General features: G+C 58.5%; 18 protein-coding genes. 9 read left to right on the forward strand and 9 right to left on the reverse strand.

Annotated elements, in window-relative coordinates; translation table 11 throughout:
* The first annotated feature begins 11 nt into the window (after nucleotides 1-11).
* Both HMPREF3158_RS00715 and HMPREF3158_RS00720 read left to right on the forward strand, forming a co-directional pair.
* The gene (locus HMPREF3158_RS00715; protein WP_062035557.1) at nucleotides 12-1,151 is read left to right on the forward strand and encodes a glycosyltransferase family 4 protein; all 1,140 of its coding nucleotides are present in this window, start codon (nucleotides 12-14) and stop codon (nucleotides 1,149-1,151) included.
* A gap of 16 nt (nucleotides 1,152-1,167) precedes the next feature.
* The gene (locus HMPREF3158_RS00720) at nucleotides 1,168-2,394 is read left to right on the forward strand and encodes a DUF6882 domain-containing protein (RefSeq protein ID WP_070496894.1); all 1,227 of its coding nucleotides are present in this window, start codon (nucleotides 1,168-1,170) and stop codon (nucleotides 2,392-2,394) included.
* Between the two features lie 17 nt (nucleotides 2,395-2,411).
* Here HMPREF3158_RS00720 and HMPREF3158_RS00725 read toward each other — a convergent pair whose 3' ends face one another.
* Complete coding sequence (locus HMPREF3158_RS00725; protein WP_070496897.1) at nucleotides 2,412-3,464, reverse strand: 3-hydroxyisobutyryl-CoA hydrolase; 1,053 nt, start codon at nucleotides 3,462-3,464, stop codon at nucleotides 2,412-2,414.
* 56 nt (nucleotides 3,465-3,520) lie between these two features.
* Here HMPREF3158_RS00725 and HMPREF3158_RS00730 point away from each other — a divergent pair, with 56 nt between their 5' ends.
* The 3 genes from HMPREF3158_RS00730 to HMPREF3158_RS00740 all read left to right on the forward strand — a co-directional run bounded on the left by HMPREF3158_RS00730 (nucleotide 3,521) and on the right by HMPREF3158_RS00740 (nucleotide 9,038).
* Nucleotides 3,521-4,345 carry an HAD family hydrolase gene (locus HMPREF3158_RS00730; protein ID WP_246816152.1) on the forward strand — a complete coding sequence of 275 codons (825 nt, stop codon included), beginning with the start codon at nucleotides 3,521-3,523 and terminating at the stop codon, nucleotides 4,343-4,345.
* Nucleotides 4,346-4,530: 185 nt separating this feature from the next.
* Nucleotides 4,531-8,184: an acyltransferase family protein gene (locus tag HMPREF3158_RS12315; protein WP_246816153.1), complete on the forward strand. Its 3,654-nt coding sequence runs from the start codon at nucleotides 4,531-4,533 to the stop codon at nucleotides 8,182-8,184.
* Nucleotides 8,185-8,336: 152 nt separating this feature from the next.
* Nucleotides 8,337-9,038 (forward strand): DUF1648 domain-containing protein, encoded by a 702-nt coding sequence (locus tag HMPREF3158_RS00740; RefSeq protein ID WP_168161736.1) that lies wholly within the window; start codon nucleotides 8,337-8,339, stop codon nucleotides 9,036-9,038.
* Nucleotides 9,039-9,123: 85 nt separating this feature from the next.
* Here HMPREF3158_RS00740 and HMPREF3158_RS00745 read toward each other — a convergent pair whose 3' ends face one another.
* Nucleotides 9,124-9,450, reverse strand: a complete 327-nt coding sequence (locus tag HMPREF3158_RS00745) for a putative quinol monooxygenase (RefSeq protein ID WP_061921364.1) — start codon at nucleotides 9,448-9,450, stop codon at nucleotides 9,124-9,126.
* Nucleotides 9,451-9,617: 167 nt separating this feature from the next.
* On the opposite strand from HMPREF3158_RS00745, the gene HMPREF3158_RS00750 reads away from it, so the two are divergent.
* Entirely contained in the window at nucleotides 9,618-10,052 is a 435-nt protein-coding gene (locus tag HMPREF3158_RS00750) for a hypothetical protein (protein WP_070496900.1), read from the forward strand.
* Between the two features lie 158 nt (nucleotides 10,053-10,210).
* Here the strand turns inward: HMPREF3158_RS00750 and HMPREF3158_RS00755 are convergent, their stop codons facing one another.
* Nucleotides 10,211-10,792, reverse strand: coding sequence for a hypothetical protein (locus HMPREF3158_RS00755; RefSeq protein ID WP_201054694.1), 582 nt, complete (start codon nucleotides 10,790-10,792; stop codon nucleotides 10,211-10,213).
* A 90-nt stretch (nucleotides 10,793-10,882) separates the two neighbouring features.
* Nucleotides 10,883-12,733 carry an ABC-F family ATP-binding cassette domain-containing protein gene (locus tag HMPREF3158_RS00760; protein WP_070496902.1) on the reverse strand — a complete coding sequence of 617 codons (1,851 nt, stop codon included), beginning with the start codon at nucleotides 12,731-12,733 and terminating at the stop codon, nucleotides 10,883-10,885.
* Nucleotides 12,734-12,819: 86 nt separating this feature from the next.
* Between HMPREF3158_RS00760 and HMPREF3158_RS00765 the strand changes: the two genes are divergently transcribed.
* A complete protein-coding gene (locus HMPREF3158_RS00765) occupies nucleotides 12,820-14,154 on the forward strand; it encodes an NHL repeat-containing protein (RefSeq protein WP_246816154.1) in 1,335 nt (444 codons plus the stop codon).
* 62 nt (nucleotides 14,155-14,216) lie between these two features.
* Here HMPREF3158_RS00765 and HMPREF3158_RS00770 read toward each other — a convergent pair whose 3' ends face one another.
* The 4 genes from HMPREF3158_RS00770 to HMPREF3158_RS00785 all read right to left on the reverse strand — a co-directional run bounded on the left by HMPREF3158_RS00770 (nucleotide 14,217) and on the right by HMPREF3158_RS00785 (nucleotide 18,291).
* On the reverse strand, nucleotides 14,217-15,170 hold the full coding sequence (locus HMPREF3158_RS00770) for a 4-(cytidine 5'-diphospho)-2-C-methyl-D-erythritol kinase (RefSeq protein WP_083291015.1): 954 nt from the start codon (nucleotides 15,168-15,170) through the stop codon (nucleotides 14,217-14,219).
* Nucleotides 15,164-16,021: a 16S rRNA (adenine(1518)-N(6)/adenine(1519)-N(6))-dimethyltransferase RsmA gene (rsmA, locus tag HMPREF3158_RS00775; RefSeq protein ID WP_061921344.1), complete on the reverse strand. Its 858-nt coding sequence runs from the start codon at nucleotides 16,019-16,021 to the stop codon at nucleotides 15,164-15,166. The genes HMPREF3158_RS00770 and rsmA overlap by 7 nt, the downstream gene beginning before the upstream one ends.
* Nucleotides 16,022-16,116: 95 nt before the next feature.
* Nucleotides 16,117-17,268 carry a resuscitation-promoting factor gene (locus HMPREF3158_RS00780; protein WP_062035567.1) on the reverse strand — a complete coding sequence of 384 codons (1,152 nt, stop codon included), beginning with the start codon at nucleotides 17,266-17,268 and terminating at the stop codon, nucleotides 16,117-16,119.
* A 204-nt stretch (nucleotides 17,269-17,472) separates the two neighbouring features.
* Nucleotides 17,473-18,291: a TatD family hydrolase gene (locus tag HMPREF3158_RS00785; RefSeq protein WP_070496970.1), complete on the reverse strand. Its 819-nt coding sequence runs from the start codon at nucleotides 18,289-18,291 to the stop codon at nucleotides 17,473-17,475.
* Between the two features lie 69 nt (nucleotides 18,292-18,360).
* Here HMPREF3158_RS00785 and HMPREF3158_RS12320 point away from each other — a divergent pair, with 69 nt between their 5' ends.
* Together HMPREF3158_RS12320 and HMPREF3158_RS00790 are read left to right on the forward strand one after the other, a co-directional pair.
* Nucleotides 18,361-18,489 (forward strand): GNAT family N-acetyltransferase, encoded by a 129-nt coding sequence (locus tag HMPREF3158_RS12320; protein WP_246816155.1) that lies wholly within the window; start codon nucleotides 18,361-18,363, stop codon nucleotides 18,487-18,489.
* A 42-nt stretch (nucleotides 18,490-18,531) separates the two neighbouring features.
* Nucleotides 18,532-19,047, forward strand: a complete 516-nt coding sequence (locus HMPREF3158_RS00790) for a GNAT family N-acetyltransferase (RefSeq protein ID WP_070496911.1) — start codon at nucleotides 18,532-18,534, stop codon at nucleotides 19,045-19,047.
* On the opposite strand, the gene HMPREF3158_RS00795 is transcribed toward HMPREF3158_RS00790, so the two are convergent.
* Nucleotides 19,017-20,195 (reverse strand): MFS transporter, encoded by a 1,179-nt coding sequence (locus tag HMPREF3158_RS00795; protein ID WP_070496914.1) that lies wholly within the window; start codon nucleotides 20,193-20,195, stop codon nucleotides 19,017-19,019. The genes HMPREF3158_RS00790 and HMPREF3158_RS00795 overlap by 31 nt on opposite strands.

The raw sequence follows: 20,195 nt of genomic DNA on the forward strand, positions 1-20,195 counted from the left end.
ACTTTTAAACCGTGCGCATCGCAATCGTTACCGAGGTCTTTCTCCCGAAGATCGACGGAGTAGTCACCCGCCTGACCAAGACCCTAGAGCAGCTTGCTCTTCTAGGCCACGAGGTAAAAATTTTCGCCCCGGGCAATCCTCCGAAAAGTTTTGCAGGCTTTGAGGTTTCCCCGATCCCCAGCCTTTCCTTACCGGTCTACCCGGAGATCAAATTCGGTCTTCCAACTTGGGGATTCTTCAGGGAAATCCGCGAATGGGACCCAGACGTAATTCATGCCGTCAACCCCATTTGGACTGCCGCACTAGGCGTCTTCGCTGCCCGGCGCGATGCGGTCCCGCTGGTGGCAAGCTTTCACACCAACGTCCCGGAATATGTTGACGCTCTCGGCATCGGGTGGACACGCCCGCTGACAGAGCATGCGATCACCTACCTACACAACCAGGCCGCGGTGAACCTGTGCACGTCTGCTCCCATGGTGGATAAGGCCCGCATGATTGGGATGCACAACGTGAAGTTGTGGCCAAAGGCCGTAGACACTCAGACCTACCACCCGAAAAAATCCACACTAGTCATGCGTGAGCGCCTCAGCGCAGGTAATCCCGACGCACCGCTTCTTACCTATATCGGCCGCATTTCCAAAGAAAAGGACCTGGAGCGGCTCGCCAACGTAACAAAACTCGTGCGCCAGGAAGTACCCGCGGCACGCTTGGCCATCGTGGGCGCTGGTCCCTATCTGGAGCAGCTCAAGAAGTCCTTCGACCCCGAAGTCACTGTCTTTACCGGCTATTTGTCCGGCGAAAAGCTCGCGCAAGCATTCGCTTCCGGTGACGTTTTCCTCTTCCCCTCAGCGACGGAGACTTTAGGCTTGGTTGCCCTTGAATCCTTTGCTGCCGGAGTGCCTGTCATCGGTACAAACGCCGGCGGCATCCCTTTCGTCATCGACGAAGGCGAAACCGGTCACCTCATCGATCGCGATGCTTCCGACGCCGAATGGGCCGCAGCTGCGATTAGCCTATTGACAGATCCCGCGCGACGCGCCCGCATGGGTCAGGCCGCGCGTACCGAAGCAGAGCGCTATTCATGGTTAGAATCCACAAAGGCACTCGTTGCCGCTTATGAAGAAGCGATAGATAATCCCTACCGACGCTGAGGAAGTTTCACGCCCCATGCCATTGCCACCGTTGCCACTGCCTGAAAACCAGGAAGAAATTTACTCCGCCGGCGCCTTCGTGCAAGCAGGTATCGATGCGGAATTTACAAGGCAGCTAGGCGAGGTTGAAGCGACGGAGTTCAACTTCCAGCCTTCCCCGAGCGCTGATGGCACTACCGAATTGGACCAAAAGGTCCAGGTTCGCTTCAACACTGCGCAGGGAATACGCGATTTTCCAGGCATGCGCCTTGCCACCATCAAGGATGGCATTCTCACCTGGTGCGCGGAAGGTGCGCGTCAAGCGCCCATCGCGGAGTTCCACGAACCGCAACCTTTCGAGTTCTCACTGCTTAATATCGCGCGCTTTCTCGTGGGCAACGCCCCGGTCGCCCGGGTACCGCAGGGCGATCACGACGCCGTGGTGGCCATTGCGTTCAACAGGCTTCCGCACGATACAGCCAGCACTATCTCCTTAGGACTTGAGCGTTTCAGCGGCGGCATCGACGAGCGCTTGGCCTTGCTAAACCTCGCGCAAGCGCGCCGGCTCGAAGCTGAATCCGCGCCGGGTAACGCCAAGGGCGGCGCCACAGCGGAGACAATCACGCTCAGCGATGGCACCAGCGTGCATTTGAGCGCTAAGGATGCACCGGGTGGCCAGCGCATCGTTGGCATCCGCACGGCCCATTCGGGTGTGCTGCCAGAGCAAGTGCTTGCCGACGCCCATTTCACCGCCGTTGAGCACCAGTTCTACCTGGAGTCGCGCTTTCCTGATGCCGCCGTGCAATTTGATGCCGCGACGGCCACCGCGATGCTTTCCACCTCGACCGGTTCGACGCCCGTCGATGCTCATCTCATCGCAACGGTCGACTCCGATGAGTTCACGTGGGCGTGGGCTGATCCGGACTATGCGGGCACGCATTCCGCACGCGCTTCCTTCAACTTGCAGCGCTTCGGGCGCGATAACTGCGTCCCAGATCTTGTCCGGCCTTGCCTACCAATGGAGTGGGCGAAGGACGCCTTTCTTCCGCAGATTGCGATGCCCATCCTCGGCGCATGGACTTTGCTGACCGTACAGCTGGGGGAAAAGACCGGTATCCTCCTAGCGAGCTCGCCTACGCTGACGTTGCCTGCCCCTACTCCGGAAGTTACCGAGGCAGTGCTGGCCGTCGACCTTCCTGCAGGCTGCGACGCCGAACGCGCCCGTGCCGCTTACGCTGCTAACCGCGGCGTCGCCAGTTGGTAAAGCATCAGTGCCAGCATCTAGGCGTTAGCGATAACCTCGCGGAATTCGGCGGCCTCTCCCGCTGCGGGGAACGCGGCATCATGCGTTTTATCTACTAAGACCGCACGCACGCCTTCGACAAAATCTGGCCGGCGCAACATGTGCTTGCCCAAAGCCAGCTCCATGCGCAGGGCCTCACGGACGTCTTTCGCGTTGGCTTCCGCAACGAAAAGTTCAGTAGCCGCAACCAAAGATGAAGGGCTAGCCTTTTCGGTAAGTTTTGCAAAGACCTCTGCCAGCTGCGGATGGGCCGGAAGCGCTTGCTTGATTTCGGCCCATGCATCCAGGGCAAAGACTTCATCGATGTCATCAATGAGCTCTGCTAGCTCTGGTTTACCTTCCGGTTTAATCGCGTGCTTTTCTGCAGCGGTATCGACGCCTTCGGCAATAACATCATCGATGAATGCTTGGGGGCTTTCGATGACGTGCGTCGCCAAGCCAGCCCAGAGCATATCTGCGGCATACATGCGGTAGCCGCTAAGCCCCCAAAACTTTGCCAGTGCGGGATCGGATTTTCCACGCGTGCCAATCATGCGTTGGGCCATGTAGGCGACACCGACGTCAGTGATATAGCCAATTGCCATCTCTGGCATCGAAGCAAATGCTTTGTCGGTGACGATTCGGTGCGAACCGTGGGCGGAAATTCCTAGTCCGCCTCCCATGACGACGCCGTCGATAACGGAGATATAGGGCTTGGGATACTCGGCGATATCACCATTCAGTTTGTACTCTTTTTCAAAGAATTCATCCACTTGTCCCCAACGTTCCTCCAAGACTCCGTCGCGGGCGGCACGCACGTCACCTCCAGCACAAAAGGCCTTGGGGATTCGCGAGTGAACCAGCACTTGCTGGACATTTTCGTCTTCGCGCCACTGGGAAAGGGCTTGGCGAATAATGTCAAGCATCTCAGGATTTAAACTATTGAGCGCGCGCGGCCGATCCAGCTCGATAACTCCGGTATGGTTGCGAACTGATACTTTCACTGGCTCGGCGTGAGAACTTGTTTCTACAGCATTGTTATTCTCAGACATGCCCTCCAGTGTGGCATATCACATTAGATACGGCTACCCCGATAAATCACAGATTGGTGGACGATTTGGCCCCGCAGCTCATTGCACTAGACATGGACGGCACTCTCTTAACCCCGGAGGGGCAACTTCCACATGACTTTGCGGAACTTAAGGCACTCGCTGCCGAAAATGAGTCCGTTCTAATCCCGGCGTCGGGCCGCCAGCTTGCCACCTTGCAGAAGATGTTCCCCGACTTTGACGCCTTCATTGCCGAAAACGGTGCGGTGGTCATGCGCGACAATGAGATCATTGCGTCCTTTCCCCTACCCCCTGAAGCTGTACGTCGCGTTCTAGCGGCATCGTCTGAGTTCCCTGCTGAGCACACGTTGGTTCTGTGCACCCCGGAGTGCGCTTTTATCAAGCGCGATATCCCAGAGCATGCGATTCAGGAAATCGCCAAGTATTACAGTGCGGTTAAGTGGGTGGAGTCCCTCGATGAGGTGCCGCTCGATAACGTCATTAAAATTGCGGCCTACTGTAAGGACGGCTCAGAGGCCAACCTCGCCCCTACGGTCCGCAAGGTCGTGCCGGAACACACCGTGGCCATCTCCGGCAAGGTCTGGCTCGATGTCATGGCAGACGGCGTCGACAAGGGCAAGGCTTTGACTGCTATGGCCAAGCTTAGCGACGTCGCGCTTTCCGAGACCGCCGCCTTCGGTGACTTCTTAAACGACTACGAGCTTTTGCGTGCCGCGGGCCTAGCGGTAGCAATGGAAAACGCGCATCCACAGTTGAAGGAGATCGCAGATATTATCGCCCCGTCCAATGCAGACAACGGTGTGTCCACAGTTCTGCGCAAGCTGTTCGCGGAGTCTGCTACCAGCAATTTAGGCACAAGTTAGGTTGCCCAAATAAGGGTGAGTACTCCTCCCCATTTTTTAGAATTCTTTTACCGACGCGGGCTAGAATAGCCCAGTTGCTAGCCACTATTTCCCTGGAGAATGTTTTGAAACAGTTTTTGAGGTCCCTCCTCGGCCGACCAGCGCAACAGGCTCAGGAGGCCCCGCAGAAACCGGTATATCAACCAGTGGCGGATAACAAGGATCACAACAACGATCCAAAGAAGGCAGAGCCACAAGTCAAGGGTTCGCAGGACAAGTCTGCGAACATGCCTTCCCAGGCTAAGTCTGCCAAGGCAAACTCCTCTAAGCCAGCACAGCAGAAGCAGTCCGAACAGAAGCAGCCTGAGCAAAAGAAGTCGACTTCTGCCCCTAAGAAGCCGGAGAACTCTAAGCCTGCCGCTGCCCCTAACAAGCCGGCCGCACAAAACAAGCCTTCCGCACAAAACAAGCCTTCCGCAGCATCGGGCAAGCCTGACACTTCCAACGCCAAGCCAGGCAATACGGTACCGAAGCCAAGTGCACCAGCCCCTAAGCAAGGTTCTGCTGAATCTAAGCCGCAGCCAGATCCTCAGAAGAAGCAGGCTGATTCCAAGGCTCCAGCAAAGCCAGCTCCGAAGAGCACCAAGAATGCTCGTCTGGTCTACCCATCTCAGGAGAAGGGCGCTGCAAACAAGCCAGCATCAGCTTCCCAACAGAAGACCGAGGCAAAGCAATCTCCTGCCGCCCCCAAGGGCGTAGCGCCGAAGGACTCTGCGCCTAAGAATTCTGCAGATTCCGCAGCCTCCTCATCCAAGGATGCGAAGGCCAACAAGCCAGCTGCAGAAAAACCAAAGCAGTCTGCACAAAAGGCACAACCGACGCAGACCCCAAAGCAAGCACCTCAGAAGTCTCAGCCTGCCCAGCAACTAAAGCCAAAGACTTCTCAAGCTCCTCAGCAGAAGACTGTCGCTGCGAAGCCTCAGCCCGCTCAACAGCAGAAGCCACAAACTGCGCAGCAACAGAAGCCGGCGCAAAAGCCGGCCAACCAACCCCAAAAGACTCCTGCTCAAAAGCCGATAAGCCCAAAGTCTCTGCCTGCCAAGAATGTGCAGCCAGGCGCCAAGGCTCAGCCAAGCAATAAGCCTCAGCAGCCTGCACAGCAGATGCCCCAACCTGCTCAACAGCAAAAGCCCCAGCCCCAGCCACAGCCACAAAACCAGAACCAGAACCAGTCTGGTTCTGCTCAAAAGCAACAGCCAAAGTCAGCTCCGCTACCAAAGAATGCTGCACAAAAGCCACAGCAGCAGGCTCAGCCAGCTCCGAAGGCTTCTGTTCAGAAGCCAATTCAGTCGAAGCCGTCGGCACCGCAGTCTAAGTCTGCTGAGAAGCCAGCCGAGAATCCTAAGCCTGCTGCGAAGTCTGCACCACAGACCGAGCAGAAGTCGGGCAAGAAGCCACAGCTGTCTCAGCCGAAGAAGAAAGCTGACCGCGCTGGCGGTGCTGGTCGCGCTGCTGGCGCTGCTGCAGCGGCAGGCGCAGCTGGTGCCGCAGGCGCAGCAGGTGCTTCCGCAGCAAAGTCTCCGTCGGCGAAGGCACCAGCGGCCGATCAAGAAATCAAACGTGCGCTCGCACGCCGTTCCCAGCCGGTTGGCACTCCTACCCCGCAGCAGATGAAGGCGCCGAAGCCATCACGCGAGGCGCGCAGAAACTCTGATCAGCACGACGATGCTGGCAAGGGTTCGGCAACTGCTAAGACAGCCGCCGCTGGTGCTGTGGCTGGTGCGGCAGCAGGCGCGGCTGGTGCTTCCACGGCGTCGGCAAGCGAGGCTCCAAAGAAGACCTACTACGTGCAGCCGCCGCAGAAAGCATCGCAGCCAAAGCAAGACTCCAAACCGGCAAAGCCGGTGATGGTGGACCACTTCCCGCACGAACCGGAAGCGTTGAAGACGCCGCACGATAGCAAGGAAGTAAAACGCACCAAGCGCGCACGCCTGCGCCAGGTTAAGGGCCTTGATGGTCTGCGCGGCTTGGCCGTTCTTGCTGTGGTTATCTACCACTTCTTCGGCGACGTGCTGCCTGGTGGTTACCTTGGCGTGGACATGTTCTTTGTCCTCTCCGGCTTCCTCATCACCTCCCTGCTGGTGCGTGAGTTCCGTGTGAGCGGTCGAATCAGCCTGAAGGACTTCTGGGTACGTCGATTCCGCCGCATCCTGCCCGCAGCGCTGACCGTTTTGATTATCTGCACGGCGATCGTTGCTCTCATCGGCGGCGATATCGCAGTCGGTATCCGTGAGCAGTTCCTGGGCACGTTCTTCTTCGTCAACAACTGGACGCAGATTGCCACCTCCCAGTCCTACTTCGCGGACAATGAGATCCAGGTCTTTGCCCACTACTGGTCCTTGGCCGTAGAAGAGCAGTTCTACGTCATCTGGCCGCTGCTTATCTTTGGTATCTTTGCCATCTCCCGCCGTCAGCCGCGCCGTCTGCCAATCGCAGTCTCGCTGCTGCTGGCTATCGCCTCCGGCGTAGCAATGTGGCTGATTTACACCCCGGGCCAAGACCCAACCCGCGTGTACTACGGCACCGATACCCACGCCTTCGGCCTGCTCATCGGTGCTATTCTGTCCCTGATTGTTACCAGCACCAAGTCCCACCCGAAGGCAGATTCTTGGCCAAGCCCTGGTAAGTCTGAACAGGTAATGGCCGGCGTCATCGGCACCTTCGCCTTGGCCGGCTACATCGCGCAGCTGTTCCTCATGCCGGACGATGCTGAGTTCACCTACCGCGGCGGCCTCATCCTCACCAGCGTTCTCGGCGCACTGATGATCTGGGGCGTTATCCGTGAGTTCGGTCCGCTCAAGTGGATCTTCAGCACCGCCGTCATGCGTTGGCTCGGCCAACGCTCCTTCTCGCTGTACCTGTGGCACTGGCCGGTCGTGATGATTTTGCGCGCGATTTTCGACGGAAACCACTCCTCCGACAAGCCGTGGATTCTGGGCCTTGTCGCGGTACCGATCTCTTTCTTGCTGGCAGAGCTTTCCTACCAGTTCGTGGAGAATCCTTTCCGCCGCGGCGGTTACAAGAAGACGTGGACTGGCTACTGGGCGGCCCGCCCATCCATGTCCGAGATGAAGGACGGATTTGCCAAGGCCTTTTGGCCGCTCGTGCCGTTGATCGTCGTCGCTTCCCTAGTGGGCGTGGGCTATGCGCTGGCGACCTCCAGCGATAAGTCTGAGCTGGAGCAGCAGCTCGAGCAACTGCAGAAGCAGAATAAGTCCACGCAAAACGGCGGCCCAGCGCCTGCTGCCGCACCAAGCACGCAGACGGAAAAGACGCGTCGCCCGATGCCAACCGGCAATGAAATTACCGCCATCGGTGACTCGGTGATGTTGGCTGCCTCCGAGGCACTGCAGCAGCGCTACCCAGGCATCTACATCGACGCTGAGGTCTCCCGCCACTACAGCGCTGCCCCACCAATCATCGAGCAGCTGAAGGCAGCCGGCGACCTGCGCTCCACGGTCTTCCTTGGCTTCGGCACCAATGGCCCGGCATTCCCCGACCAGATTCAGGAAGTCGTTGACCTCATCGGCCCAGACCACACCATCGTGATGGCCGTTCCTTACGGCGACCGCGAATGGATGGCACAGTCTCAAAGCGACGTCATCGACGCTGCGAAAAAGTACGACAACGTCTACCTCGCTGACTGGTGCACCCACGCACAGAACAACCCGAACTTGCTCTATTCCGACGGCATTCACCCGCTTCCGGAAGGCGCCTCGGAATACGCCCTGGCGTTCCACTACGCCTTGTTGCAGTACTCCAACTACGACAAGAACTTGGATTCCAAGTGCCAGATCTAGTAGTTCTTTAGCCAAAGCTCCTAGAACGCAAAAGGCGGACGGTCCCTTACAACGGACTGTCCGCCTTTTCGTTTGTCTAACGCTTGAGCCGATATCTTCGTTATCATGTTTTTGGATTTATGTAGGAAACTGAACACACGAGGAACTTCCTGTTGACAGCTCTACGCAAGGAATGGATTTGGTTGGCCGCCACGGCAGCGCTTGCGCTAGTCGCCGCAATAGTTGTAATTCTCGGCTGGGACAGCCTCCCAGACCCGCTACCCAAGCATTTCAATGGTCGAGGCGAACCTGATGCATGGATGCCAAAGACCTATCGAAATGCAATTGGTTTTGCGTTACTTGTACCTCTCGTTCTCACGATTACATCAGCAGTAACTATCGGAATAACGCAACAAAGCACCAAGACAACCACAAGCAGCTATTCGCAGGCTTCTGCGGTTGATATCGAGCGTAGCCGTGCTCACTCCGCTGCTATCCTTCCCACGTTAAGCTTTTGGTTCTTCGCCCTAACGGCGATCTGCACGGCGTTCGCGCTCACTGGAATCTTTCTCAGCGGCCCTAGACCGCTAATTTTCCCCTGCTTAGTCGTTGCCATCCTTGTGGTTTGCGTCTGGCTCGTGTTCAGGTTGAATAGCATAAATAAAAAGCTGGATGAACAATTTCCTGACTCCTCTACAGCGGGCAAGCTTCGTTACGGATTGTTCTACTACGACCCCACAGATACCCGCGCGATGGTGCCCCTTCCCAGCGGTTCTTCCCAATTCAACTTTGGGCAGAAAAACTCCTGGTTTATCCTCGCTGGGCTCTTAGTACCTGCGGCCCTATTGATTATCCTTCTTAGCGTCGCGGCCTAGATTGCCCAAATAAAAAAGTCCGCCTCCCTGCGCTGCGTGGTTGTATACACGGTGCAGGGAGGCAGATTACTTTTAAGCCAGTGCCTTAGGACTCGACCTTGTATTCGGCCATGCGGTCCCACTCAGTCTTGCCGTCGATGTGGACGTTGATGATTTCTGGGGTCTCAAGCAGGTACTTCGGGAACTCCTCGCAGGAGCGCTTGAAGTGCTCGCCCTCGACGTGCTCGACGTCCTTGCCATCGGCATAAGCCTCAACGAGGAGGAAGCGCTGACGGTCCTCCGGATCACGGTACCAATCAAAGTTCAGGCAACCCGGCTCCGCATTACAAGCCTGGGTGTACCAGTCGATCTCCTCGAGGAAGGTTTCTGCGTATTCAGGCTTTACGTGGAATTTTACGTTAATCAAAATCATGAGCCCCATCGTACGTATGTGTATTTTCGTCCGCCACGATGCAGCACAAAAGCATGGTTCGGGCAGATTTTGACAGCGAAAGCCGGCACCACCCGGAACGCTTTCAGCCAGATGAGCCGATTAATATATTGTGTAGGAAGCCTCTTTAGAAAGGCTCCTATCCTCCTGTGACTACGCAAATCTCTTTGGACGAAGGCCGCGCGCTGTGGCGTCGGAGGCTTCGCCGATGGATTGCACTCGCGGTTTTTATCGTTGTCTGTGGGGTCGTTTTGGGTATCAGTACGATTCTGCTCAAAGAAGCAGCCCGCAACTGGGCCGATTACCACGCCGCCCGCCCATTGTGCGAGCGCGAGGTGCTAAAGCAGGCAAAGATTCCGGAGCGCGCCACGTTCCTTACTGAGACCATCCCTGAGACCGATTCAAAGATCAGCGCACCCATGCGCGTTTACACCGCCCACGGTGATGTCATCTTCATCAACGATGAGGGCGTTGAGGATGAAGGCACCTATGATTGCTTGGTGAGTTTCCGTACCCATAGCTTTGTCACGAGCCGCGCCGAAGTCTCTGGCATTGCCCCTGCTGCCCTAGTGGAGGCTCCATGAGTTCGCTGGCGAATGAACTAAGCGCTAGGCGACGCCGTCAAAAACTCGGCGTCGCTCTTCTTGTGGTGGGAGCGATCGTAGTGACTGCATTGTCGCTAACCCGCTCAATTTCGTTGATTCGAGCGCCACGCTAGCAGGCGTAGAGCCGGCCGCATTAGCTAGTTGAAAAAGTACTCGGCGAGGTAAACAAAGTTGCCATCGAAGCTGGTGGCTACGCCGAAGTGCTTGCCTGGTGCCGGGGTAACTGGAACGTCACGGTTGAGCCAGTTGAGGCGGTCGTGAGCTTCCTGAATGGTCAGGCGGTAGACGTTGCCGCTGCCTTCGTTCAAGTGAGTACGGCCGTCACCGACGTTACTGCGGTAGCTAAGAGCACCAGCCGCGCCCTGGTCAGCCCATTCCTGAGCGATGTTGCGAGCGTTCGGATCCTCAACGTGGCCCTGCTTGCGCAGGTGCTCAGTGGTGGCGCCAACGAGGTGGTGAGCTACCTCCGGAGCTGGCTGCTTGACAAACGGCGGAAGCTGAATGTTGTACTGCTTTGCAAGGTCATAAGCCTGCGGTGGCAGTTCGACCTGTGGTACGCCAGCTGGAATGAACTGGGAGCTGCCAGCGGTGACATCTGCCGGGATGCCCGCAGGTAGCTGGGAGGAGAAATCCGGAAGCTGAGCTTGAGCAGGAGCCAAGCTGCCGGCTGCGAGAGTAAGGGCGATGGAAACGGGGAGAATACGGCGCGTCAGTTTCATATCCTCCACCGTGCCACACACTGGGGCGAGCTGAATAGCATTAGGCAGTGCTGAAAGCGAGATCGCAATAGCATTGTTATCTACGCTTTCTTAGCCTTCGAGCTTCTCGCCAAGCTCTAGCCACTCCATCTCGAGCTCCTCGCGCTGAGAGGTTACTTCCTTCAGCTTGCTGTCTAACTCGGTTAGCTTCGCGGTGTCGATGTCGCCCGCGCCTGCCACCTCGGCCATCTCGGCGTTGAGCTTGGTGGCTTGCTCGTCGAGCTTGCCCATTTTGCGCTCCAAGGCATTCATCTTCTTGGTCAGCTCGCGTTCCTCTTGGGAGGACAGGCGCTTGGTAGATTCCTTCTTGGCGTTTCCTGCGCCATTGCCGCTGCCGTCGGGAGCAGAATCCTGTTTCGCGCTTTCGCCGAGGTTGACCACGCCTGCGGGCTGAGCCGCGTCGAGGGCGGCGCGGCGGCGCAGGTATTCGTCAATGCCGCCTGGCAAGTTGGTGAGTTTTCCGTCGCCAAAAAGCGCATACGTATTATCCGCAATGCGCTCAATGAGGTAGCGGTCGTGTGAGATGACCACCATCGTGCCCGGCCAAGAATCGAGCAAGGACTCCAGTTCCTGGAGAGTGTCGATGTCGAGGTCGTTAGTTGGCTCGTCGAGCAGCAGCACGTTTGGTTCTGCCATCAACACGCGCGTTAGCTGGAGGCGGCGACGCTCACCACCGGACAAGTCCCCCACCGGGGTGCGCTGGCGCTTAGCGGAAAAGCCCAGGCGTTCTGCAAGCTGCGAGGCAGACAATTCTTTCTTGCCCAGTTGGACGTAGGTGGCCACGTCCTCCACGGCGTCGATTAGCCGGCGCTGCGGATCAAGGTCATCGAGTTCCTGGCGCAACCAGCCCAGACGTACCGTCTGCCCCTCAATGCGCTTGCCCGCAGCGAGTGGATGTTCGCCAGCCAGGGCGCGCAGCAGCGTGGTCTTGCCTGAACCGTTCACGCCGACCAGTCCGATGCGCTCACCCGGGGCCAAGCGCCACGTGAGGTGGTCAACGAGTTCGCGGCCATCCGGCGTCGCAATCGTGGCATCCTCAAGTTCAATGACCACGCGACCTTGGCGCTGCTTGGAAAAGGCCATGAGCTCAACCTTGTTGCGCGGTGCTGGGACATCAGCGATAAGTGCCTCTGCCGCTTCCACGCGGTAGCGCGGCTTCGAGGTACGCGCCGGCGCGCCGCGGCGCAGCCATGCTAGCTCCTTACGCGCCAGGTTCTGGCGGCGCTGCTCCATCGCATCGGCCTGACGGGCACGCTCGGCGCGGGCATAAATCCAGTCGTTGTATCCGCCCTCATAAGGATCGACCACGCCGTCGTGCACCTCCCACGTGGTGGTTGCCACGGTATCGAGGAACCAGCGGTCGTGGGTGACTACGACCGCTGCGAGCTTGCGCGCCAGGAGATGCTGTGCCAGCCACTGCACTCCTTCCACGTCCAGGTGGTTGGTCGGTTCGTCGAGCACGATCAAGTCAAGCTCCTGGACCAATGCAGCGGCCAGGTTAACGCGGCGGCGCTCGCCACCAGACAGAGAACCTACCGGCGTATCTAGGCCCAGTTCCACGATTCCGAGGCCGCCCAAAACGTCGCGCACCTTGGCATTCGAGGCCCATTCGAAGGTCTCGAGGCTGAGCGGTTCGATGATGACCTGGGCGATGGTCAGGGCGTCATCAAGCTCAAAGCGCTGGGTCACCACGGCCATGCGCAGGTCAGAATTGTGGGACACACGCCCCTCATCCGGCGGCTCGATACCGGTGAGCACCTCCAGCAGCGTGGTCTTGCCGCCGCCATTTACGCCAACGATTCCAATGCGGTCCCCGCTTTGAACACCCAACGACACCCCGTTGAGCAGCGTCTGCAGACCGAAAGATTTGGAAACTTTTTCCAGGTTAATAAGGTTCGCCATAACGTTTAACCATCTTAGTGCCTAGCGCGCGGTTCCCCCTCACCACTTCAGACTATTGCAAATGAAAATTACTCTAAATAGGCTAAATGGCTATGAAGAAATCTGCGCTATCTATTCTTGCCGCTGTCTCCGCAACAACGCTCCTTGCCACTTCCTGCTCCAAGCCCGCTGATGAGCAGGCCCCGGCCAACGATGCCGCGACTGAGTCGCACGAACACGAGGGCCACGATCACGAGGGCCACGATCATGAGCACGATCATGAAGGCCACCATCATGAACACGATGGAATGGAGGCCGACGAGGGCGAGACCGAAGTTGCTCAGTTACCCAATCGCGTGGTCATCTCCCACGAAGGCGGCTTGAAGACCTACGACGCCAAAACCGGCGAGGTCATCGAGGAAGAGGAAATGCCTGCATTCCTGCGCCTGTCCAATGCTGGCGATAACCGCCACGTCATGGTCACCAAAGGTGATAAGTTCCTTAGCTTCGACTCCGGCCTCATCACCAAGCCGCACGGCGATCACAACCACTACTACACCGCCGAGCCTAAGCTTTCCGACGCCGAGATCGAGGCGCCGCACGCCGGCCATGTGGTCCACCACGACGGCTTCACCGCCCTCTTCTCTGACGGCGAAGGCACCGCACAGGTCTTCCCAACCGACCAGGCTGGCGATCCGAAAGACGTCAAGACCTTCGAATCCGGCGCAGCACATCACGGTGTTGCCGTTCCGCTCAAGGACGGCTCCATCGTCATGACCAAGGGCACCGAGGACGAGCGCCACACCATCCAGCATCTATCCAAAGACGGCAAGGTCCTGACCGAGACCACCAAGTGCCCAGGCGTTCACGGTGAGGCTACCGCCGGAAACGGCAAGCTCTTCTTCGGCTGCGAGGACGGCCCAGTTGTCTTCGACGGCAAGGAGTTCCACAAGATCGACGTTTCCGCCTACGCGGGCAAAGACGGCTACCAGCGCTCCGGCAACTCCGCCGGCTCTGAGGAATCCGACGTCATCTTGGCTGACAACAAGACCGAAAAGGACGCCGAGTTCGAGCGCCCAACCTCTGTCTCCCTCATCAACACCAAGGACTACTCCGCCAAAAAGGTTGACCTCGGTTCCTCCTACTGGTTCCGTTCCCTGGCCCGCGGCCCGCTGGGAGAGGCCCTCGTGCTGACTTACGACGGCAAGCTCAACGTCATCGACCCAGAGACCGGCGAGATTACCAAAAAGATCGACGCCATCTCCGAGTGGCGCGAGAACGAAGAATGGCAGCTGCCTGGACCGATCCTCAAGGCGGAAGACGGCTACGCATTCGTCACCGATGCCAACAAGAAGGAACTCGTTGTCATCGACCTCTTCGAGGGCAAGGAAGTAAACCGCTTCAAGCTGGACATCAAGCCAACCGAGATGGCTGTGCTCTAGATAAACAAAAGCTGCAGTGAGGGGACTTTGCCCTACTGCAGCTTTTACTTTTTAATAACACCCTAAATTACTTCGATTCCTGGTGCCGGCGAGGTGGTCACAATGCCACGGGTGCCCTTGTTATCGAACATCACTTGGGCCACGACTTCACCAGCGGTCTCCTCGTCCTCGCACAGGAAGGCACAGGTAGGACCAGAGCCAGAGACGATTCCAGTCAGCGCACCAGCGGCCATTCCGGTGTCCAGAATCTTGCGCAGATCTGGGCGCAAAGAAAGAGTTGCCGCTTGCAGGTCATTGCGCAGCACCTTTGCGAGAGCCTCGGGACGCCCGCTCATCAGCGCCTGCGCCACCGCGGAAGTGTCCATGGTGGGGTTGCTGCCCTTCCCCGCTGCGCGAAGCTCATCAATCTTGGCAAAGACGGCCGGAGTGGACAGCCCTTCCGCATTGGTGATGATGGCCCACGTATACGTTCCGCAGCTAAGCATCGGCGCCAACTTCTCGCCGCGACCCGTGCCCAACGCCGTGCCGCCGATTAGCGTGAAGGGCACATCAGAGCCTAGGCGCGCTGCCAGTGTTAGAAGTTCTTCTTCACTTACAGCGCCGAAGTCAGCAAATGCGTGAGCGGCCAGGCGCAATGCCGCGGCCGCATCCGCAGAACCGCCCGCCATGCCGCCAGCGGCGGGAATCCCCTTTTCTAGCTGCAACCTGACCTTGGGCAAGGCAAGCTCGCGCTCGCCGCGTACTGCATCCGCTACCGCTTCGACGGCTCGCCATGCTAAATTCTTGTCATTTTCCGGCACGCCTGCGGCATAGGTACCGCTCGCGCGCAGTTCCTGCACGACTGGGCCCGTGGTCATCGCTGCAGGAGTGCTATCCTCAAGCGTTTCGAGGCTAACCACATCAGAAATATTCAGCGATTGAAAGACGGTGGCGAGTTCATGGAAGCCGTCGGGACGCGCTGCCTCGACTCCTAAGTGCAGGTTGACCTTCGCATGGGTGCGAGCACGAATTAACAATTCACACCTGCCAATCGGACAAAGTCTTCGGTGGCCAGCTTCTCACCACGCTGGCGCGGGTCGATGCCGGCTGCCACTAGAGCCTCTTCCGCGGCAGGGCCGCCGCCGAAGTGACCAGAGAGTGCCGCGCGCAGGGTCTTGCGGCGCTGTGCAAAGGCGGCGTCGACAAGTGGGAAAACCGCCTTGCGCGTCTCATCGTTGATAGGCCACGGCGCATTCTCGAAGCAGTCGATGCGCACTAGGCCAGACTCGATGTTCGGCGCCGGCCAAAAGACGTTCTTGCCGATGGTTCCGGCCTGCCGGACGTTGCCGTAGAAGGAAGCCTTCACCGAAGGAACGCCATAGACCTTGCTGCCAGGCTTGGCGGCGAGACGCTCTGCCACCTCAAGCTGAACCATGACGAGTACGCGGCGGATGGAGGGATAAAGTTCCAGAATGTGCAAAAGAACCGGCACCGCGACGTTGTACGGCAGATTTGCCACCAGCGCAGTCGGCTCGCCCAACTCGCCTGCCGTAATACGCAGCGCATCTTTTTCCACGAGCCGCAGGTTGCCTGCTTGCTCCGGTGCGCGCTGCGCGATGGTATCCGGCAGCTGCGCTGCAAGGCGTGGATCAATTTCTATCGCCGTAAGGTCATCGACTGCCTCAAGCAGGCCCAAAGTCAGAGATCCCAGGCCGGGGCCTACCTCAACGACGCGGTCTTCCCGCTGCAACTGCGCCGCACTAACGATGCGGCGGATGGTGTTGGGATCGTGCAGGAAGTTCTGTCCCAGCTTCTTCGTCGGGGTCACGTCCAGCTTCTCGGCCAATTGGCGGATTTCCACGGGCCCGAGCAGTTTGGGTTCAGTCATGCAATTTAGAGTAGTCGAGGTTTTCCGGATACAAAGAAAGCCCGCTTCCGCGGGCTTTAAAATGGCGCTTCGAGGCGCCTAAAAAGTCTGCGTGCTTAGCGCAGCCCCAGCTTCGCGGTACAAGCAGGCCATGCGCCCCAGCCCTGCGCGGCTTGAACCTTTTCAGCTACAGCGATCTGCTGCTCACGGGTTGCCTGCCATGCTTCCGGCGCATATGCGGTGCCGCCGAAGCCAGCCCAAGTGGATGGGGTGAACTGCAGGCCGCCGGAGAAGCCGTTGCCAGTGTTAATCGCCCAGTTACCAGTTGCCTCGCACTGTGCGATGGAGTCCCAGACGGAGCCATCGGCTACGGCGGGTGCAGCTGCGCCACCAGCCTCAGGCTTCTTCGTGCCACGAGCGATGGTCGCAGCAACCGGCTCGGTAACGACCTTTTCCTTGACGACGTCCTCGGATTCCTTGGCACCATCCTTCATCACCAGCTTGCGGGTGACCTTGCGCTCACCCTTGACGGCTTCCTCGCGGATTTCCTCGGTGCCCTCTTCGAGCTCTGGGTCATCGACGTAGTTTGGCTCTGCCTCGAACTCTTCGGTGGCGTCGTAGAAGGTGGTAGAAACTTGGTCAACCTTGATGGACATGCCGTTGGTCACCGGGGTGTCCATGGCGGGGAAGACGCGGTCATCTTCATCCACACCAATGCCGCGCTCCTCGATGACGTCCTTGACGGTCTTGGCAGCAATGTTGGTGTAGGTAATCTTGCCGCCGTCGTTGATCTTGACGATCTTCGGCGACGTAACCTCCAACTCCATACCATCTTCCAGAGCGTCATCCTTTTCCACCTTCTTGTCACCGGAGGTAACAGAAGCACCGGGCTTCACGCCGCCTAGCTCACCCAAGAGATCAGAAACGGTGAGGTTGGTGGAAGAAAGCTGCTTTTCGACGCCGTCGATAGTAACGGCAACTGGCTTAGAGGTGCGCACGGTGATGTTGTCACCGTCGGCAACCTTTTCAGAAGGAGCCGGGTAAACGAGATCCTCGCCGCCGACGTTGACGCCCGCAGCTTGCAGCGCCTCATCGACGTTACCCGCGAAGGTGGCCAGCTCGACCTTGTCGCCGTTGACGTCAAGGGTGATGTCCTTCTGCGCAGAAACAGCGACGACTCCGCCCACTGCCAAAGTACCGAGCACACCACCGGTGGCAAGGCGCAGAGGCAGGGAACGGGAAGAATTGATGCGCTTAATCTGGTTCATGAAACTCTCTCATCGAAAACGGGGGGAAGCAGAGTAAATCTTTGAATAACGATACGATAACAGCAGGATGCAGTCGAAAACGATTTTTCTACCTACACCACTTCCAACACTGCTTTCACATTTGGCACGTCCATCACCGCTGAGCAGGAAAAACTCCGAATATGAAGATCGTCACAGATTTAAGCATGAATGCTTAAATCTAACCTAGGAGAGGCCGAATACCGAAGTGAACGTCTGGTTAACCTCTTCGATCAGTGCCTCGACGCGCATGCCTCGCACCTCAGCAATGCAGTTATACGTATGCCCGATGAAGGTCGGCTCGTTGCGTGCGCCGCGGAATGGCTCCGGAGTCATATACGGAGCGTCGGTTTCCACCAGCAGCTGACCAGCCGGCGCTGCGGCTGCTGCCGCGCGCATCTCTTCGTTACGCTTGAAGGTCACGTTGCCGGCAAAAGAGAGAACCCAACCGCGCTCGAGTGCTTCCTTCGCCACCTCAAACGGCGAGGAGAAACAGTGCAACATGACATTCTCGGCGTCGCCAAGCACCCGCAACAGGTCCGCATCCGCCTCGCGGTTGTGGATCATCAAGACCTTACCGGTTTCCTTGGCCAGATCCATGTGCCAGCGCAGCGCCTCTTCTTGCACCTCAAGTGGTGCGGTGGATTCCGGCTCATGTTTAATCCAATAGGTATCAAGGCCGGTCTCCCCGATTGCCACGCAGCGTGGGTCCGCAGCCATCTGCGCCAGCCGCGTACGTGCCTGCTCGTCCAATTCCTGCGCCTTGGTGGGATGGATGGCGCACGCTGCCCACACATTGGAAAATTCGTGCGCGGCCTGCAACGCCCGCTCGGCCTCTTCCAAGCCATCGCCTACCGTAACCATGCGCGACACCCCTGCAGCACCGGCGCGGGACACGATGTCGGCGGCTGGGTCCTTGCAGGAGGCTAGGTGTGTATGGGCGTCGACAAGCTGTGACAAGCCTTCTGCTGGAACAGGGACTGGGCGTGGCTTCTTTTTAGACATGGACGCAATTGTAATCTGGAACGCATACGAAACCACCATTTTTTGGATCCGGCAGCCCAAGGCCAAGGCATGGGCACCAACGTCGCATCCATCAAGTTGCATGAGAAGCTCGGTTTTGCCAATGTAGGAACGTTCAAAGAGGTGTCCTACAAGAGGGGACACTGGCTAAATCTCGCCCATTTGCAGCTGCTCGTCTAGCCTCCTCGCAACTGCTTAATTCTGTAAGGATCCCTGACACCTATGCACGTCCGTCCCGCCGCGCTTTCCGACGCCGCCGCAATCGCCTCCATCTACAACGCCGCCTCCGCCGCTACCCCAGCGGCAAACTTGGTAACCTGGCAGGAATCCGTCGAGGATCGTGCCGAGTGGCTCGAACAAATGGAAAAGGACGGCTACCCCGTCTTCGTTGCCGTAGAAGATGACGAGATCATCGGTTGGGCTGCCTATTTCCAATTCGTAACGCCAGCCATCTACTACGGCACCGTAGAAAACTCCGTCTACGTCGCTCCTTCGGCGCGCGGCAAGGGCGTGGGCAACGAGCTCATGTGCGCCGTGGTCGACGATGCCAAGGACAACGACTACGTGCAGACGATGATCACCTACATCGTCGATACCAATGAGGCTTCCATCCGCCTCCACAAGAAATTCCACTTCGAAGAGACCGGCCGCATGCCCAATATCCACACCAAGGACGGAGTGCGTCTGGGCCTAGTACACCTGCAACGTCACTTCGACAGGAGCTCGTCGTCGATGTAGACCGAGCGGGCGGCGGCAACGCCTGCCACCGCCATCGCTAGGGTAAGTGCGATGAGCACACCCAACGGAACTTCCCAGCCGCCCGTTGCTTGCGCGAGAACGCCGAAGAGGAACGGGAATGCGCCAGCCAAAATATAGCCACCCGGCTGCACGAAGCCGGAAAGGCGTGCTGTTACCTCCGGCTGCCGGGTGCGCGCGGCAATCAGGGCGAGGGCCAGCGGGAAGCACATTCCGCCGATGCCCATCAGAGTGGCCCAGGTAAGCGGCGCTGCGCTCGCGTTGACGAGCACCCCCAGCCAGCCGGCCAAGGTAGTAGCCGACAAAACCAGTGGAACGGGACGGAGATCTCGCAGCCGCTCAATGAGAACCGGCATGATAAGCCCGCCGACGACGTTGATGGCGCCGATGAGCGCGAGCGCCAGGCTAGCCCGGGAGGCGGAGACCCCACGGCTTTCAAGCATCGTGGGCAGCCACCCCATCTGTGCATAAGCCATGGTGGATTGCAGGCCAAAGAAGAAAAGAAGTGCAACAGCGGTGCGCGAACGGCGCATCGGAATCGCCGCGGTATCCGGGCTTTGCACTGGATCGACGCCGGTGTGCTTACAGGCAATCAGCCACCCCACTACCTGCAGGGCGACAGGGATTGCCCACGCAAACAACGACATCCGCCAGCCACCCAGGTGGGTAGACATTGGACCAAGGGCACTCGATACGCCAAGCACAGTGGTGTAAGTCGTCATCAACGCCACCACGGTGCGCGCAGTTCCGTAGGTCTTGATCCATGCAGGCAACAAGATGTTGGTGACAGCGATGCCGCCGACTACGAGCAGCGTGAGCGCAACGAAGGGTACGAAACTACTTACCCATGGGCGCGCGGCAAGCCCCACCACGAGTGCCACTGCGCCGCCGAGAAGAGTCGTGGTCAGGCCACAACGCCGCGCGATAGGAACGGCGGCCCAGCCCATCAGTGCGAAACACAGACCAGGAAGGGCTGTCAGGGTCCCGGCGATGGCAGGGCCAACGCCAAAAGCTGCGCTGATGTCCCCCAGCACCGGCGCCACGGAGGCGATTCCGGCGCGCAGGTTCAGCGCAGTTAAGGTAACGACCGCAAAAGCGAGAGCGGCCGCGATGCTTCGGCGAGCCACCAT

This window comes from Corynebacterium sp. HMSC06G04 (assembly GCF_001807365.1).
In the GTDB taxonomy this organism is placed as follows: Bacteria; Actinomycetota; Actinomycetes; order Mycobacteriales; family Mycobacteriaceae; genus Corynebacterium; species Corynebacterium simulans.

What these genes read in the sequence shown, in the direction of transcription:
- HMPREF3158_RS00720 (WP_070496894.1), top strand. Translation starts at nt 1,168, where the DNA reads ATGCCATTGCCACCGTTGCCACTGCCTGAAAACCAGGAAGAAATTTAC.
- HMPREF3158_RS00725 (WP_070496897.1), bottom strand. Translation starts at nt 3,464, where the DNA reads ATGTCTGAGAATAACAATGCTGTAGAAACAAGTTCTCACGCCGAGCCA.
- HMPREF3158_RS00745 (WP_061921364.1), bottom strand. Translation starts at nt 9,450, where the DNA reads ATGATTTTGATTAACGTAAAATTCCACGTAAAGCCTGAATACGCAGAA.
- HMPREF3158_RS00755 (WP_201054694.1), bottom strand. Translation starts at nt 10,792, where the DNA reads ATGAAACTGACGCGCCGTATTCTCCCCGTTTCCATCGCCCTTACTCTC.
- HMPREF3158_RS00760 (WP_070496902.1), bottom strand. Translation starts at nt 12,733, where the DNA reads ATGGCGAACCTTATTAACCTGGAAAAAGTTTCCAAATCTTTCGGTCTG.
- HMPREF3158_RS00765 (WP_246816154.1), top strand. Translation starts at nt 12,820, where the DNA reads ATGGCTATGAAGAAATCTGCGCTATCTATTCTTGCCGCTGTCTCCGCA.
- rsmA (WP_061921344.1), bottom strand. Translation starts at nt 16,021, where the DNA reads ATGACTGAACCCAAACTGCTCGGGCCCGTGGAAATCCGCCAATTGGCC.
- HMPREF3158_RS00780 (WP_062035567.1), bottom strand. Translation starts at nt 17,268, where the DNA reads ATGAACCAGATTAAGCGCATCAATTCTTCCCGTTCCCTGCCTCTGCGC.
- HMPREF3158_RS00785 (WP_070496970.1), bottom strand. Translation starts at nt 18,291, where the DNA reads ATGTCTAAAAAGAAGCCACGCCCAGTCCCTGTTCCAGCAGAAGGCTTG.
- HMPREF3158_RS12320 (WP_246816155.1), top strand. Translation starts at nt 18,361, where the DNA reads ATGGGCACCAACGTCGCATCCATCAAGTTGCATGAGAAGCTCGGTTTT.
- HMPREF3158_RS00790 (WP_070496911.1), top strand. Translation starts at nt 18,532, where the DNA reads ATGCACGTCCGTCCCGCCGCGCTTTCCGACGCCGCCGCAATCGCCTCC.
- HMPREF3158_RS00795 (WP_070496914.1), bottom strand. Translation starts at nt 20,195, where the DNA reads ATGGTGGCTCGCCGAAGCATCGCGGCCGCTCTCGCTTTTGCGGTCGTT.